The following is a 16,705-nucleotide window of genomic DNA, read 5'->3' on the forward strand; positions in this document are numbered from 1 at the left end:
GGCAATCGACGTGGGCGTAGTGACGAACGGTGGATTCGTATTCGACGTGTGCGGTCGAGATCGTGATGCCACGTGCCTTTTCTTCCGGCGCGGCGTCGATCGCGGAGTAATCCTTGAACTCGCCACCGAAGCGCTCTGCACCGATCTTGGTCAGTGCGGCGGTCAGCGTGGTCTTGCCGTGATCGACGTGACCGATGGTGCCGACGTTGACGTGCGGCTTGGTGCGCTCGAACTTACCCTTTGCCATTTCGTTCTACCTTTTAGTTCGTAAGTGGTTTGGAGGACCTGAGCGTTACGCTCAGGCCTTCTTCATGACTTCGTCGGCGATGTTGTTCGGCGCCGGCTCGTAGTGGTCAAATTCCATCGTGAAGGTGGCGCGGCCCTGGGTCTGCGAACGCAGCGAGGTCGCGTAGCCAAACATTTCGCCCAGCGGGATCATCGCGTTGATGATGCTGGCCGAACCGTCACCGGTGGTATCAGAACCCTGCAGAACGCCGCGACGACGGCTCACGTCGCCCATCACGTCACCCTGGTAATCCTCCGGGGTCACGATCTCGACCTTCATGATCGGCTCCAGCAGGACCGGCTTGGCCTTGCGGAAGCCTTCCTTGAAGGCCATCGACGAGGCGAGCTTGAACGCCATTTCCGAGGAGTCGACGTCGTGGTACGAGCCGAACACCAGCTTCACCTTGACGTCCACGACCGGGAAGCCAGCCAGCGGGCCATTGGTGATGGTTTCGCGCAGACCCTTTTCGATCGACGGGATGAATTCCTTCGGAATCACGCCACCGGTGATGTCGTTGATGAACAGGAAGTCGTCCTTGATGCCCGCGGCGATCTTCGGATCTGCACGATCGGCCTCGGTGATCGGCGACAGCTCGATCACGACGTGACCGTACTGACCCTTACCACCGGACTGCTTGGCGTGCTTGTAGTCCGACTTCACGTCCGACATGGTGATCGTTTCGCGGTAAGCCACCTGCGGCTTGCCGACGTTGGCCTCAACGTTGAACTCGCGCTTCATGCGGTCAACGATGATGTCCAGGTGCAGCTCGCCCATGCCCGAGATGATGGTCTGGCCGGACTCTTCGTCGGTCTTGACGCGGAACGACGGATCTTCCTGGGCCAGACGACCCAGTGCCAGACCCATCTTTTCCTGGTCGGACTTGGTCTTCGGCTCGACAGCCATCGAGATGACCGGCTCCGGGAACACCATACGCTCGAGGATGATCGGCTGATCCATGGAGCACAGGGTGTCACCCGTAGTGGTGTCCTTCAGGCCCACGGCGGCGGCGATGTCGCCGGCCAGAACTTCCTTGATTTCTTCGCGGTTGTTGGAGTGCATCTGCAGGATGCGGCCGATGCGCTCCTTCTTGCCCTTCACCGAGTTCAGCAGCTGGTCGCCTGCATTCAGCGTGCCCGAGTAGACACGGAAGAAGGTCAGCGCGCCGACGAACGGATCGGTGATGATCTTGAAGGCCAGGGCCGAGAACGGAGCCTTGTCGTCAGACTTGCGGCTCATTTCCTTGGTTTCATCGTCAACGTCGGTACCGGTCACGTCCGGCACGTCGATCGGCGACGGCAGCAGCTGGATCACGCCGTCCAGCATGGCCTGCACGCCCTTGTTCTTGAACGCCGAGCCGCAGTACATCGGCACGATGTCGGTGGCCAGGGTGCGCACGCGCAGGGCTTCGATGATCTCGGCCTCGGTCAGCTCATCGCCGCCCAGGTACTTGTCCATCAGCTCTTCACTGGCTTCGGCAGCCGCTTCGATCATGAAGGTACGGGCTTCGGTCGCTTCAGCCAGCAGGTCGGCCGGCACATCGCTGTACTCGAATTTCATGCCCTGCGAGGCCTCATCCCAATGGATGGCCTTCATCTTCAGCAGATCGACGACGCCCTTGAAGCCTTCCTCAGCGCCGATCGGCAGCTGCATCGGAACGGCCTTGGCACCCAGCTTTGCCTTCAACTGGCCGACAACCTTGGTGAAGTTGGCGCCGGTGCGGTCCATCTTGTTGACGAACGCGATGCGCGGAACCTTGTAGCGGTTCGCCTGGCGCCACACGGTTTCCGACTGCGGCTGCACGCCACCGACGGCGCACAGCACGAAGACGGCACCGTCGAGCACGCGCAGCGAGCGCTCCACTTCGATGGTGAAGTCGACGTGCCCGGGGGTGTCGATGATGTTGAAGCGGTGCTCCGGCAGGGACTTGTCCATGCCCTTCCAGAACGCGGTGGTCGCAGCGGACTGGATCGTGATGCCACGCTCCTGCTCCTGCTCCATCCAGTCCATGGTGGCGGCGCCGTCATGCACTTCACCGATCTTGTGGCTCTTGCCGGTGTAGAACAGGATGCGCTCGGACGTGGTGGTCTTGCCGGCATCGATGTGAGCCATGATGCCGAAATTGCGGTAACGCTCGATGGGAGTGGAACGGGCCACGGGGAGCCTCTCAGATTTCTTGGATTTCGGATGGCCGAACGCCGCCTTTCGGCGGCCTTCGGATTGGCGCAGCCCTTCTGGGGCCGCGAGGCAGCACCGAAATGGTGCTGCCCTGCCTGTTTTACAAGGCCGTCAAACTCACCAGCGGTAGTGGGCGAATGCCTTGTTGGCTTCGGCCATGCGGTGGGTTTCTTCGCGCTTCTTGATGGCGCCGCCACGGTTTTCCGAGGCGTCGATCAGTTCAGCGGCCAGCTTCTTCGGCATGGTGTTCTCACCACGCTTGCGCGCGGAGTCGATCAGCCAACGCATGGCCAGGGCCATCTTGCGCGAGGCACGCACTTCGACCGGCACCTGATAGGTGGCACCACCGACACGGCGGGACTTGACTTCGACCGACGGAGCCACGTTTTCCAGAGCCTTCTGAACCAGCTCGACGGAATTCGGGTTCTTCTCACCGATCACGTCCATGGCGCCATAGACGATCTTTTCAGCGACCGACTTCTTGCCGCTCAGCATCACCATGTTGATGAAACGGGCGATGGTTTCGCTTCCGTGCTTCGGATCCGGCAGGACTGCGCGCTGCGGCGTATTACCTTTACGAGACATGTGTGCTTTCCCTTAGCTCTTCGGACGCTTGGCGCCGTACTTGGAACGGCCCTGGCGACGCTTGGCAACGCCGGAGGCGTCGAGCGAACCACGAACGGTGTGGTAACGCACACCCGGCAGATCCTTGACGCGACCGCCACGGATCAGGACCACGGAGTGCTCCTGCAGGTTGTGGCCTTCACCGCCGATGTAGGAAATCACTTCTTCCTGGTTGGTCAGGCGAACCTTGGCAACCTTGCGAAGCGCCGAGTTCGGCTTCTTCGGAGTAGTGGTGTAAACGCGCGTGCAGACGCCACGGCGCTGGGGGCACTTTTCGAGAGCCGGCGAGGCGCTCTTATAAGTGGTTGCCTGCCGCGGCTTGCGGACAAGCTGATTGATCGTCGCCATCAGTATGTTCTTCTGAGAGAGGCCGAAAGAAACCGGCCATGAATGCGGATATGTGCGAGCAGGCGAAAAACCGGCCTGCTGAGACAGACGATTGTAGCAACCTGGCGAAAACGCGGTCAAATGCGCACACGCCAAGCCAGCCCTGATCCTGGGCCGTTACAGGGGAGCCTTCTCCATGCCCCCCGTTCAGGTTGTCATCCCGACCCATCGCTGGGCCGGGCGGCATCCTACATCATCGAAGGCGAACAGACCAGCGGCCTGGGCCCTCGAGTGCAGGACCGGCCGAAACCGGTCCTGCATGATTACTTGCCCGGCACGGAGCCGGTACGTCCCGCAGGGTCCGGCCAATGGGCCGGTCCCTGCCCGATCGAGGTCCGGCCGGGGCCGGACCCGCCGATCAATCCTCGGCCTGCTCGGCGTCGGTCGACTCCACCACCACTTCCGGCGCTGCCACGGCCACGGGGGCTGCAGCTGCCGGGGTACCGGCGAGGGTCTGCATTTCCGAGTCGGTCAACCCGCTCGCGTTGCGGCGGCGGTTGGCGTGGTACGACAGACCGGTACCGGCCGGAATCAGACGGCCGACGATCACGTTCTCCTTCAGGCCGCGCAGGTTGTCCTTGGTGCCGCGGACGGCAGCCTCGGTCAACACGCGGGTGGTCTCCTGGAAGGAGGCCGCCGAGATGAACGATTCGGTCGCCAGCGACGCCTTGGTGATGCCCAGCAGGACCGGATCGAAGCGAGCGATCAGCTCGTTGCGGGTGGTCAGGCGTGCATTTTCCTCGATGACGCGCTGACGCTCGACCTGTTCGCCGTTCAGGAACTTGCTGCTGCCCTGATCGGTGATCTCGACCTTGCGCAGCATCTGGCGGGTGATCACCTCGATGTGCTTGTCGTTGATCTTCACGCCCTGCAGGCGGTACACGTCCTGGATTTCCTTGACCAGGTAGGCGGCCAGCGGCTCGACACCCAGCAGACGCAGGATGTCCTGCGGGCTCGGCTCGCCGTCGACGATGGTTTCGCCCTTGGTCACGTGCTCACCTTCGAACACGATGACCTGACGGTACTTCGGAATCAGCTCTTCGTGCTCCGAACCATCGGTGTCCTTGATGATCAGGCGCTGCTTGCCCTTGGTGTCCTTGCCGAAGCTGATGATGCCCGAACGCTCGGCCAGCACCGCCGGATCCTTCGGCTTGCGCGCTTCGAACAGATCGGCCACGCGCGGCAGACCACCGGTGATGTCGCGGGTCTTGGACGCTTCCTGCGGGATCTTGGCGACCACGTCACCCACGCCGACGGCAGCGCCGTCCTGCAGGTTGACGATCGAGCGCGGCGGCAGCAGGTACTGCGCCGGCAGGTCGGTGCCCGGAATCGACAGGTCGTTGCCCTTGCCATCGACGATGCGGACGATCGGACGCAGATCCTTCGCCTGGGCGCCGCGGCGCTTCGGGTCGGTGATTTCGCGCGACGCCAGGCCGGTCAGCTCATCGGTCTTCTCGATGACGGTGATGCCGTCGACGAAGTCGATGAAGCGGATGAAACCGGCCACTTCCGAAACGATCGGGTGGTTATGCGGATCCCAGTTGGCCACGGTCTGGCCAGCCTTGACCGCATCACCGTCCTTGGAGGTGATGGTTGCGCCGTACGGCAGCTTGTAACGCTCACGCTCACGGCCGTGTGCATCGAGCACCGACATTTCGCCCGAGCGCGACACCGCGACCAGCGAGCCGTTGGCGTGGGCCACCGACTTGAGGTTGCTGAACTTGACCGAGCCGGTGGTCTTGACAGTGATGTTGTCGACCGCAGCAGCTCGCGACGCCGCACCACCGATGTGGAACGTACGCATCGTCAGCTGGGTACCCGGCTCACCGATGGACTGGGCGGCGATGACGCCGACCGCTTCACCGATGTTGACCAGGTGGCCACGGGCCAGATCGCGGCCGTAGCAGCGGCTGCAGACACCGAAGGCCGATTCGCAGGAGATCGTCGAGCGGACCTTGATGGTCTGCACGCTGGCCTCTTCAAGCTTGGCGACCCAGGCTTCGTCGAGCAGGGTATTGCGGGTGACGATCGGATCTTCGTCGTTGCCCGGCAGGAACACGTCCTCGGCAACCACGCGACCCAGCACGCGATCCTTCAACGGCTCGACCACGTCGCCGCCTTCAACGATCGGGGTCATGATCAGGCCTTCGGTGGTACCGCAATCCACCTCGGTGATCACCACGTCCTGCGCCACGTCGACCAGACGACGGGTCAGGTAACCCGAGTTCGCGGTCTTCAGCGCGGTATCGGCCAGACCCTTACGGGCACCGTGGGTGGAGTTGAAGTACTCCTGCACGTTCAGGCCTTCGCGGAAGTTCGCCTTGATGGGCGTCTCGATGATCGAGCCATCGGGACGGGCCATCAGGCCACGCATGCCGGCCAGCTGACGGATCTGCGCCTGGCTGCCTCGTGCACCGGAGTCGGCCATGATGTACAGGGAGTTCATCGACTTCTGGTCGATGGTCTCGCCCTTGGCATTGATGACCTTCTCGGTACCGATGGTGTCCATCATCGCCTTGGCGATGCGCTCATTGGTGCGCGACCAGATGTCGACCACCTTGTTGTAGCGCTCGCCGGCGGTGACCAGGCCCGACTGGTACTGCTCCTGGATTTCCAGCACTTCGGCTTCGGCCTCGGTGAGGATGCCCTTCTTCTCGTCCGGGATCAGCATGTCGTCGATGCCGATCGAGACGCCGGCGCGGGTCGCGTAGGCGAAGCCGGTGTACATCAGCTTGTCGGCGAACACGACCGTGTCCTTCAGACCCAGCTGACGGTAGCTGGAGTTGATCAGGCGGCTGATGTTCTTCTTGGTCAGCTCGGTGTTGGCCAGCGCGAACGGCAGGCCTTCCGGCAGGATTTCAGCCAGCAGGGCGCGACCGATCGTAGTCTCCACGATCGACGACTTGCTCTGCTTGTTGCCTTCCTCGTCGGTCACCACCTCGGTGATGCGGACCTTGACGCGCGCGTGCAGTTCCACCACGCGGTTGTCGTAGGCGCGCTTGACTTCGGCGATGTTGGCGAAGGCCATGCCCTCGCCCTTCTTGTTTTCCAGCGAGCGGGTCATGTAGTACAGACCCAGCACGACGTCCTGCGACGGCACGATGATCGGCTCGCCGTTGGCCGGCGACAGGATGTTGTTGGTGGACATCATCAGCGCACGCGCTTCCAGCTGGGCTTCCAGCGAGAGCGGCACGTGGACGGCCATCTGGTCACCGTCGAAGTCGGCGTTGAACGCGGTGCAGACCAGCGGGTGCAGCTGGATGGCCTTGCCTTCGATCAGGACCGGCTCGAAGGCCTGGATGCCCAGACGGTGCAGGGTCGGCGCACGGTTCAGCATCACCGGATGCTCGCGGATGACCTCTTCCAGGATGTCCCAGACTTCGGCTTCTTCGCGCTCGACCAGCTTCTTGGCGGCCTTGATGGTGGTGGCCAGGCCACGACGCTGCAGCTTGGCGAACACGAACGGCTTGAACAGTTCGAGCGCCATCTTCTTCGGCAGGCCGCACTGGTGCAGGCGCAGGTACGGACCGACCACGATGACCGAACGGCCCGAGTAGTCGACGCGCTTGCCGAGCAGGTTCTGACGGAAGCGACCCTGCTTGCCCTTGATCATGTCGGCCAGCGACTTCAGCGGGCGCTTGTTGGTGCCGGTGATGGCACGGCCGCGACGGCCGTTGTCCAGCAGCGCATCGACCGATTCCTGCAGCATGCGCTTTTCATTGCGCACGATGATGTCCGGCGCGCTCAGTTCGAGCAGGCGGCGCAGGCGGTTGTTGCGGTTGATGACGCGGCGGTACAGGTCGTTCAGGTCGGAGGTCGCGAAGCGGCCACCATCCAGCGGAACCAGCGGACGCAGGTCCGGCGGCAGCACCGGCAGGACGGTCATGACCATCCACTCCGGGCGGTTGCCCGATTCCAGGAAGGCTTCGATCAGCTTGATGCGCTTGGTCAGTCGCTTCAGCTTGGTTTCCGAACCGGTGCTGGCGATCTCTTCGCGCAGGCGGGTCATCTCCGACTGCAGGTCGATGGTGCGCAGCAGCTCGTACACGGCCTCGGCGCCCATGGCGGCGTCGAAGTCGTCGCCGTGCTCCTGGCGGGCCTGCAGGTACTGTTCTTCGGTCAGCAGCTGGCGGCGCTCCAGGGCGGTCAGGCCCGGCTCGGTCACCACGTAGGCTTCGAAGTACAGCACGCGCTCGATATCGCGCAGGGTCATGTCCAGCATCAGGCCGATGCGCGACGGCAGCGACTTCAGGAACCAGATGTGCGCGACCGGCGAAGCCAGGTCGATGTGGCCCATGCGCTCACGACGCACCTTGGCCAGGGTCACTTCGGTGCCGCACTTCTCGCAGACCACGCCGCGGTGCTTCATGCGCTTGTACTTGCCGCACAGGCACTCGTAGTCCTTGACCGGTCCGAAGATGGCGGCGCAGAACAGGCCGTCACGTTCCGGCTTGAAGGTACGGTAGTTGATGGTTTCCGGCTTCTTCACTTCGCCGAAGGACCACGAACGGATCAGGTCCGGCGAAGCCAGCGCGATCTTGATCGCGTCGAAGTCCAGCGTCTGGCGCTGCTGGTTGAAGAGGTTGAGCAGGTCTTTCATGGTGTTCTCCAGAAGGAGGAATGCTGTGTCGATGGGCTTTCAGTTGACTGCCAGCGGCGCGGCGGCATTGACCGCCGCGCCGGCATGGATCAGTTGTCTTCCAGTTCCATGTTGATGGCCAGCGAGCGGATTTCCTTCACAAGCACGTTGAAGGATTCCGGCATGCCCGCGACCATCTCGTGCTCACCGTCGACGATGTTCTTGTACATCTGGTTGCGGCCCTGCACGTCATCGGACTTCACCGTCAGCATTTCCTGCAGGGTGTAGGCCGCGCCGTAGGCTTCCAGCGCCCAGACTTCCATTTCACCGAAGCGCTGGCCGCCGAACTGCGCCTTGCCGCCCAGCGGCTGCTGGGTGACGAGCGAGTACGGACCGGTCGAACGGGCGTGCATCTTGTCGTCGACCAGGTGGTTCAGCTTCAGGTAGTGCATGTAGCCCACGGTGGTGTGGCGATCGAAGGCTTCACCGGTGCGGCCGTCATACAGCTGGGTCTGGCCACTGCTCGGCAGGTCGGCCAGTTCCAGCATGCGCTTGATTTCCGCTTCGGTGGCACCGTCGAACACCGGGGTGGCCATCGGCACGCCGTCGAACAGGTTGCGGGCCAGACGCAGCAGTTCCTCGTCGCTGAACTGCGACAGGTCGACACGGTTGGCCACGTTGGTGTCATCGTGGTTGTAGATGTCGTCCAGGAACTTGCGCAGGTCGGCGACCGCCGCCTGAGCTTCCAGCATCGCCTGGATCTTGCGACCCAGACCCTTGGCAGCCCAGCCCAGGTGCACTTCCAGGATCTGCCCGATGTTCATACGCGACGGCACGCCCAGCGGGTTCAGCACGATGTCCACGGTTTCGCCCGAGGCCATGTACGGCATGTCCTCGACCGGCACCACGTTGGACACCACACCCTTGTTGCCGTGGCGGCCTGCCATCTTGTCGCCCGGCTGGATGCGGCGCTTCACGGCCAGGAACACCTTGACCATCTTCAGCACGCCCGGGGCGAGGTCGTCGCCAGCGGTGATCTTGCCGCGCTTGTCGGCGAAGCGACGCTCGAATTCCTTCTCGTGCGCCTGGATCTGCTTCTGTGCGCGCTCGATGGCTTCGGCAGCGTCCTCGTCCTTCATGCGCAGCACGAACCAGTCAGCCTTCTTCAGGCCATCCAGGTAGGCGTCGGAGATGACGTCGCCCTTCTTCAGGCCGGCGCCACCGTTGACCACCTTGCCGACGATCTGCGAACGCAGACGGGCGTAGATGGCCGCTTCCAGGATGCGGAACTGGTCGTCGAAGTCCTTCTTGACGCGCTTGATTTCAGACTCTTCGATCTGACGGGCGCGCTTGTCCTTCTCGATGCCATCGCGGGTGAAGACCTGCACGTCGATGACGGTGCCGTCCATGCCCGGCGGCACGCGCAGCGAGCTGTCCTTCACGTCCGAAGCCTTCTCGCCGAAGATCGCGCGCAGCAGCTTCTCTTCCGGGGTCAGCTGGCTTTCGCCCTTCGGGGTGACCTTGCCGACCATGATGTCGCCGGCGCGGACTTCGGCACCGATGTACACCACGCCGCTCTCGTCCAGGCGGTTCAGCGCCTGCTCGGAAACGTTCGGGATGTCGGCGGAGATTTCCTCCGGCCCCAGCTTGGTGTCACGCGCAACGCAGGTCAGCTCTTCGATGTGGATCGTGGTGTAGCGATCCTCTTCCACCACGCGCTCGGAGAGCAGGATGGAGTCTTCGAAGTTGTAGCCGTTCCACGGCATGAAGGCGATCAGCATGTTCTGGCCCAGGGCCAGTTCACCGATGTCGGTGGACGGACCGTCGGCCAGCACGTCGCCACGCGCCACCACGTTGCCCACTTCCACCAGCGGACGCTGGTTGATGCAGGTGTTCTGGTTGGAGCGGGTGTACTTGATCAGGTTATAGATGTCGACGCCGGCATCGGACGCATCGGTGATCTCGGCTTCGTTGACCTTGACCACGATGCGGGCGGCGTCGATCTGCACGATCTCACCACCACGACGGGCGTTCACGGTCACACCCGAGTCACGCGCCACGGCGCGCTCGATGCCGGTACCGACCAGCGGCTTCTGCGCACGCAGGGTCGGCACGGCCTGACGCTGCATGTTGGCGCCCATCAGTGCGCGGTTGGCGTCATCGTGCTCCAGGAACGGAACCAGCGCGGCCGCGATCGACACGGTCTGCATCGGCGAGACGTCCATGAAGTGGACTTCCGCCGGCGGCTTCAGCAGCGATTCGCCCTGGTAACGGCAGGGAACGAACTGCTCGGTCAGCACGCTGTTGGCATCGGTCAGGGCGTTGGCCTGGGCGATGACGTACTCGTTTTCTTCGATGGCCGACAGGAACTCGACTTCGTCGAAGACCTTGCCGTCCACGACCTTCCGGTACGGGGTCTCGAGGAAACCGTACTGGTTGGTGCGGGCGTACACGGCCAGCGAGTTGATCAGGCCGATGTTCGGGCCTTCCGGGGTTTCGATGGTGCAGACGCGGCCGTAATGGGTCGGGTGCACGTCGCGCACTTCGAAGCCGGCGCGCTCACGGGTCAGGCCGCCCGGGCCCAGGGCCGAGACGCGACGCTTGTGCGTGACTTCCGACAGCGGGTTGTTCTGATCCATGAACTGCGACAGCTGCGAGGAGCCGAAGAATTCCTTGATCGCCGCAGCCACCGGCTTGGCGTTGATCAGCTCCTGCGGGGTCAGGCCTTCCGACTCTGCCATCGACAGGCGCTCCTTGACCGCGCGCTCGACGCGGACCAGGCCCACGCGGAACACGTTCTCGGCCATTTCACCGACCGAACGCACGCGACGGTTGCCCAGGTGATCGATGTCATCGACCACGCCGCGACCGTTGCGGATCTCGGTCAGGACCTTGATCACGTCCAGGATGTCCGAGCTGTCGCCGTGGGCGGCAACCAGGCGCTTGGACTCTTCGTCGTTGCGCTCGCCGTAGTACTTGCGGTCGTACAGCACGGCTTCGCCGGTGGTTTCCTTGCGGCCCACGCGACGGTTGAACTTCATGCGGCCGACGGCGGACAGGTCGTAGCGCTCGAAGGTGAAGAACAGGTTGTGGAACAGGTTCTGCGCGGCATCCTTGGTCGGCGGCTCGCCCGGACGCATCATGCGGTAGATCTCGACCAGGGCTTCCAGCTGGGTCTTGGTCGGATCGATGCGCAGGGTGTTGGACAGGTACGGGCCACGATCCAGGTCGTTCACCCACAGGGTGCCCACGGCATCGACGCCGGCCTTGCGGAAGTTCTGCAGCTGCTCGTCGGTGATTTCGTCGTTGGCCTGGGCCAGCAGTTCACCGGTCGAGGCATCGACCACGTCGTGCGACAGGATGCGGCCGACGATGTAGTCGTCCGGCACGGCCAGGGCGGCGATGCCCGAGGCTTCCAGCTGCTTGATGTGGCGCGCGGTGATGCGCTTGCCGGCTTCCACGATGACCTTGTCGCCATCGGCGAGGTCGAAGCCCAGGGTTTCGCCACGCAGGCGTTCCGGCACCAGCTCCAGCTGGACGCCTTCATCCGGGTTGATGTGGAAGGTGTTGATCTCGAAGAACTCGGCCAGCATCTCTTCGTTGCTGTAGCCAAGCGCACGCAGCAGGATCGACACCGGCAGCTTGCGGCGACGGTCGATACGGGTGAACAGCGCGTCCTTCGGGTCGAACTCGAAGTCCAGCCAGGAGCCGCGGTAAGGAATGATGCGGGCGCTGTACAGCAGCTTGCCCGAGCTGTGGGTCTTGCCACGGTCGTGGTCGAAGAACACGCCCGGCGAGCGGTGCAGCTGCGAGACGATGACGCGCTCGGTGCCGTTGACGATGAAGGTGCCGTTGTCGGTCATCAGCGGGATTTCGCCGAGGTAGACCTCCTGCTCCTTCACGTACTTGATGGCCTTGGTCGACGACTCGCGGTCGTAGATCACCAGGCGCACGGTCACGCGCAGCGGCGCACCGTAGCTCATGCCACGCTGACGGCACTCACGCTCGTCGAAGACCGGATCGCCCAGCTTGTAGCCGACGTATTCCAGGGCAGCATTGCCGCTGTAGCTGGCGATCGGGAAGACCGACTTCAGTGCAGCGTGCAGGCCGTGGTCCGTGCGCTTGGCCGGATCGACGTTTTCCTGCAGGAATTCACGGTAGGAATCCACCTGGATGGCGAGCAGGAACGGCACTTCGAGAATCGAACGCTGCTTGCCGAAATCCTTGCGGATACGCTTTTTTTCGGTGAACGAATAGGACGTCATGAGGTCTTCCACCTTGTTGTGCGAGTCGTGCGCCCACGACCCGAAGGGAACTTGAAATTGTCAGTTGGAAGTCGCTGGTATTGCCGGCACCAGCACGCCTTCTCCCGCTACTTCCAACTGCCAACTCGTCTGCATCCACTCCCCCGCCGCCGCGCGTTGCGCTGGCCGACCAGGGTTTGACCGCAGCCCGTGTTGGGCTTTTTCACCGTATTACCGTAGAACCGCGCCAGGATTGGCTGGCCCTACAACAACGACCAAAGGCCGGGGGCTTACGCCCCCAGCCTTGGCTGCATCGCCGGATTTCGATGGCGACGCAATGGAAGTGCTTACTTGACTTCGACAGTCGCGCCAGCAGCTTCCAGGTCCTTCTTCATCTTCTCGGCTTCGTCCTTCGAAGCGTTGTCCTTCAGGACGCCGCCGGCTTCGGCCAGGTCCTTCGCTTCCTTCAGGCCCAGGCCGGTGATGGCGCGGACGGCCTTGATGACTTCGACCTTCTTGTCGCCAGCGGTCTTCAGGGTGACGACGAATTCGGTCTGCTCTTCAACGACGGCAGCCGGGCCAGCCACAGCAGCGGCGACCGGAGCAGCGGCGGAGACGCCGAACTTCTCTTCGATGGCCTTGACCAGCTCCATCACTTCCATCAGGGACTTCTCGGCGATGGCGTCGACGATCTGTTCGTTGGTAAGGGACATGATAATTACCTTTGGATGTTTTTCTGGATTGAGGTTCCGTCAGGAACCACGATTAGTCGAAACTCAGGCGGTCTCGGCGGCCGGTTCAGCAGCGTCGGCGGCGACGTCGCCACCATTCTGCTTGTCGCCGATTGCCTTGATGGCGCGGGCGAACATCGTGACCGGCTCGGTCAGGACGCGTGCCAGCATTGCCAGGGCCTGGTCGCGGGTCGGCAGCGAGGCCAACACGTCGACGTGGCTTGCCGGGAACACTTCACCACCGATTGCGACGACCTTGGCCTTCAGCTTGTCGTTGCCCTTGGCGGCTTCCTTGATCAGGCGACCGGCAGCACCGGGCTCCTCGAGCGAGAACGCGTACAGCAGCGGACCAACCATCTGGTCCTGTGCGACTGCGAACTCGGTGCCTTCAACAGCACGCGACGCCAGGGTGTTCTTGACAACTTTCAAGAAAACGCCGGTTTCACGAGCCTGCTTGCGCATCGCGGTCATCTGGGCGACCGTGGTGCCAGCGTATTCGGCTGCGATCAAGGAGTGGGCCTTGGCGGCGATGTCTGCCAGCTCCGCGACTACTTCTTGCTTCTGGGACAGATTGAGAGCCATTGCACTCCTCCGATTGAACTCCGCTTACGGCTCCTGCCGTGTGCGGTCCTGTGCGGCATCCGTCCTGGACGCCGGGAACATCGGAATGATGTTCCGGGGGGTGGGCCGTTCTAGACCTGGAGTGGGCCAACCTGGGTAACCCCAGACGTGCGTGAACCAGAAAAACTCCAGAAGGGCACCATCTACGCAGGGTGATTCCGGGGAATCGATTAAGCGTTCGTGACTGCTCCGGCGGCGACTCCCTGCCAAATCGAGCTTCCGTGCCCGTCGCCGGCATACCACGACCGCACCTGCGGTCTTTGACGGCTACCACCGGCGATGGGTTGCCGGCGATGCCTTCAAATGTCACGGTCGCGGGATCCGAGGGACCCGCGACCGCTTGAAACGATTACTTCAGGCTCAGCGACGACTGGTCGACGGTGACGCCCGGGCCCATCGTCGAGCTGACCGACACCTTCTGCAGGTACAGGCCCTTCGAGGTAGCCGGCTTGGCCTTGATCAGGTCCAGCAGCAGCGCGGTGAGGTTCGACTTCAGCGCGTCTTCGGCGAAGTCGGCCTTGCCGATGGTGCAGTGGATGATGCCGGCCTTGTCGGTGCGGTAACGCACCTGACCCGACTTGGCATTCTTCACAGCCTCACCCGGGTTCGGGGAGACGGTGCCGACCTTCGGGTTCGGCATCAGGCCGCGCGGGCCCAGCACGGTACCCAGCTTACCGACGACGCGCATTGCGTCCGGGGTCGCGATCACGACGTCGTAGTTCAGATCGCCGGCCTGCATCTTCTCGGCCAGGTCGTCCATACCGACGGCTTCGGCGCCAGCGGCCAGGGCTTCGTCAGCCTTGGCACCGGCCGGAGCGAAGACAGCGACGCGGACCGACTTGCCGGTACCTGCCGGCAGCACGGTGGAGCCACGGACCTGCTGGTCGGACTTCTTCGCGTCGACGCCCAGGCGCACAGCAACGTCGATCGACTCGACGAACTTGGCCTTGGTGGCGGTCTTCAGGATGTTGATCGCGTCCTCGAAGGCGTATGCCTTGCCCGGAACGATTGCGGCCTTGATGGCCTTCTCACGCTTGGTCTGTGCCATCTTCTTAACCCTCCACCACGAGGCCCATGGAACGGGCAGAGCCAGCGATGGTACGCACGGCGGCGTCCAGGTCGGCGGCAGTCAGATCCGGTTCCTTCGCCTTGGCGATCTCTTCCAGCTGCTTACGGGTGACCTTGCCGACCTTCTCGGTGTTCGGGCGCTTGGAGCCCGACGAGATGCCAGCGGCCTTCTTCAGCAGGGTGGTGGCCGGAGTGCTCTTGGTGATGAAGGTGAACGTACGGTCCGAATAGGCCGTGATGATCACCGGAACCGGCAGACCCGGCTCGAGCTTCTGCGTGGCGGCATTGAAGGCCTTGCAGAATTCCATGATGTTCAGGCCGCGCTGACCCAGCGCAGGACCGACCGGCGGCGAGGGGTTGGCCTGACCGGCCTTCACCTGCAGCTTGATATAACCGACAACTTTCTTTGCCATGTGAGTACTCTCCGGGTGCTAGCGCCTTGCGACAACAGGCTCCCCATCGGACCGGGAATCACGCGTCCCGGCATCGCGTTTTGAAATCATGCCGAAGGCCACCTTTCGGTGGCCTCGTCCCGCCAGCTTCCTAGCGGGAAGCCGCGCAGCATATCAGGTTTTTTCTTCACATGCCTGAAGCGGCAGGTGAATGCAGATCAGACGGCCTTTTCGACCTGGCCGAACTCGAGCTCGACCGGAGTAGCGCGACCGAAGATCAACACGGAGACGCGCAGACGGCTCTTCTCGTAGTTGACCTCTTCGACGACACCGTTGAAGTCGTTGAACGGACCCTCGGTGACACGGACCATCTGGCCCGGCTCGAACAGCACCTTCGGACGCGGCTTCTCGACGCCTTCCTGGACACGATTCAGGATCGATTCGGCCTCGGAATCGGCGATCGGCAGCGGACGATCGGCAGTGCCGCCGATGAAGCCCATGACGCGCGGGGTTTCCTTGACCAGATGCCAGCTTTCGTTGTCGATGCGCGGAATGCCCGCTTCTTCGTGGGTCTCGATCTGGACCAGCACGTAACCCGGGAAGAACTTGCGCTCGGAACGGCGCTTCTGGCCGGCGCGCATTTCGATCACCTCCTCGGTCGGAACCAGGACGTCGCCGAAGCGCTCTTCCATGCCGTCACGGACGATGCGATCGCGCAGAGCCTGCGCCACCGACTTCTCGAAGCCCGAATAGGCGTGAACGACGTACCAACGCTTCATGCATTTCTCCTTAGCGGCTCAGGAACCACTGAGTCAGTTTCTGGATGAAGAAGTCGAACCCGCCCAGCAGCAGGCTGAGGATCAGGACGACGACAATCACCACCCAGGTCATGCGAATGGCTTCCTGGCGGGTCGGCCAAACCACTTTACGCAGTTCGAAACGCGACTCGGAGAGGAATTCGCGGGTGTCGCGCCCCTTGCCGGTCAGCATGAACACGCCGATACCGCCAACCAGGCCGACCACGACCGCCAACGCACGCAGCTGACCCGTCCACGAGCCCAGCTGGGCAGCGCGACCGGAATCGGCGGAGAACCAGAACCAGACGAACAGACCTGCCAGCACCAGCAACGATGCGAGGACGTACTTGACGATATCCCCGCCTTGCGCGGAGGTGTCCTTGGAATGTTCGATCTTGCTATTCATCAGGCTGTGTCTGCTTTAGCGGCAGGGCCGCTCGGTAAGGTGGGCAGATGGCACGCCAGGAGGGACTCGAACCCCCAACCTGCGGTTTTGGAGACCGCTGCTCTGCCAATTGAGCTACTGGCGTACGTTGAAAACTTGCCTTCCCTTAGACGGCGAAGGCGGACCGAGGTTCCCGGCCCGCCACTCGCCAGACCGGCAGCGCTATGCGACCGCCGGCATGCAGGCTTACTCGAGGATGGTGGCAACCACGCCAGCACCGACGGTACGACCACCTTCGCGGATTGCGAAGCGCAGGCCGGCGTCCATGGCGACCGGGTTGATCAGGGTGACAACCATCTTGATGTTGTCGCCCGGCATCACCATCTCGACGCCTTCCGGCAGCTCGACCGCACCGG

Annotated in this window: 12 protein-coding genes, 1 tRNA gene and 1 pseudogene; all 14 read right to left on the bottom strand. The window is 63.0% G+C overall.

The window, feature by feature from the left end; translation table 11 throughout:
* The coding region (locus tag MRBLST15_RS07260) for a GTP-binding protein (RefSeq protein WP_367785583.1) at window positions 1-247 on the bottom strand (247 nt) is incomplete at its 3' end.
* Between the two features lie 51 nt (window positions 248-298).
* A complete protein-coding gene (fusA, locus tag MRBLST15_RS07265) occupies window positions 299-2,440 on the bottom strand; it encodes an elongation factor G (RefSeq protein ID WP_265951237.1) in 2,142 nt (713 codons plus the stop codon).
* 138 nt (window positions 2,441-2,578) lie between these two features.
* Window positions 2,579-3,046 (bottom strand): 30S ribosomal protein S7, encoded by a 468-nt coding sequence (gene rpsG, locus MRBLST15_RS07270; protein WP_025879343.1) that lies wholly within the window; start codon window positions 3,044-3,046, stop codon window positions 2,579-2,581.
* Between the two features lie 12 nt (window positions 3,047-3,058).
* Window positions 3,059-3,433 carry a 30S ribosomal protein S12 gene (gene rpsL, locus MRBLST15_RS07275; RefSeq protein ID WP_025879344.1) on the bottom strand — a complete coding sequence of 125 codons (375 nt, stop codon included), beginning with the start codon at window positions 3,431-3,433 and terminating at the stop codon, window positions 3,059-3,061.
* A 397-nt stretch (window positions 3,434-3,830) separates the two neighbouring features.
* Window positions 3,831-8,072 (bottom strand): DNA-directed RNA polymerase subunit beta', encoded by a 4,242-nt coding sequence (gene rpoC / locus MRBLST15_RS07280; RefSeq protein WP_099819136.1) that lies wholly within the window; start codon window positions 8,070-8,072, stop codon window positions 3,831-3,833.
* Window positions 8,073-8,161: 89 nt separating this feature from the next.
* Window positions 8,162-12,316: a DNA-directed RNA polymerase subunit beta gene (gene rpoB / locus MRBLST15_RS07285; protein WP_100463185.1), complete on the bottom strand. Its 4,155-nt coding sequence runs from the start codon at window positions 12,314-12,316 to the stop codon at window positions 8,162-8,164.
* Window positions 12,317-12,642: 326 nt separating this feature from the next.
* A complete protein-coding gene (rplL, locus tag MRBLST15_RS07290; RefSeq protein WP_025879347.1) occupies window positions 12,643-13,008 on the bottom strand; it encodes a 50S ribosomal protein L7/L12 in 366 nt (121 codons plus the stop codon).
* A gap of 63 nt (window positions 13,009-13,071) precedes the next feature.
* The gene (rplJ, locus tag MRBLST15_RS07295) at window positions 13,072-13,608 is read right to left on the bottom strand and encodes a 50S ribosomal protein L10 (RefSeq protein WP_004145252.1); all 537 of its coding nucleotides are present in this window, start codon (window positions 13,606-13,608) and stop codon (window positions 13,072-13,074) included.
* A gap of 388 nt (window positions 13,609-13,996) precedes the next feature.
* Complete coding sequence (rplA, locus tag MRBLST15_RS07300; protein WP_223494312.1) at window positions 13,997-14,695, bottom strand: 50S ribosomal protein L1; 699 nt, start codon at window positions 14,693-14,695, stop codon at window positions 13,997-13,999.
* A gap of 4 nt (window positions 14,696-14,699) precedes the next feature.
* Window positions 14,700-15,128, bottom strand: a complete 429-nt coding sequence (gene rplK / locus MRBLST15_RS07305) for a 50S ribosomal protein L11 (protein ID WP_004145248.1) — start codon at window positions 15,126-15,128, stop codon at window positions 14,700-14,702.
* A gap of 197 nt (window positions 15,129-15,325) precedes the next feature.
* A complete protein-coding gene (gene nusG, locus MRBLST15_RS07310; RefSeq protein WP_265951239.1) occupies window positions 15,326-15,886 on the bottom strand; it encodes a transcription termination/antitermination protein NusG in 561 nt (186 codons plus the stop codon).
* Between the two features lie 10 nt (window positions 15,887-15,896).
* Window positions 15,897-16,310, bottom strand: a complete 414-nt coding sequence (secE, locus tag MRBLST15_RS07315) for a preprotein translocase subunit SecE (RefSeq protein ID WP_100463179.1) — start codon at window positions 16,308-16,310, stop codon at window positions 15,897-15,899.
* Window positions 16,311-16,358: 48 nt separating this feature from the next.
* Window positions 16,359-16,434 (bottom strand) — tRNA-Trp (locus MRBLST15_RS07320).
* A 101-nt stretch (window positions 16,435-16,535) separates the two neighbouring features.
* Window positions 16,536-16,705 (bottom strand): annotated as a pseudogene (gene tuf, locus MRBLST15_RS07325) (elongation factor Tu); the annotation flags it as partial.

Source organism: Stenotrophomonas sp. LST15-1-1.1 (assembly GCF_040815575.1).
GTDB classification, from domain to species: domain Bacteria; phylum Pseudomonadota; class Gammaproteobacteria; order Xanthomonadales; family Xanthomonadaceae; genus Stenotrophomonas; species Stenotrophomonas lactitubi_B.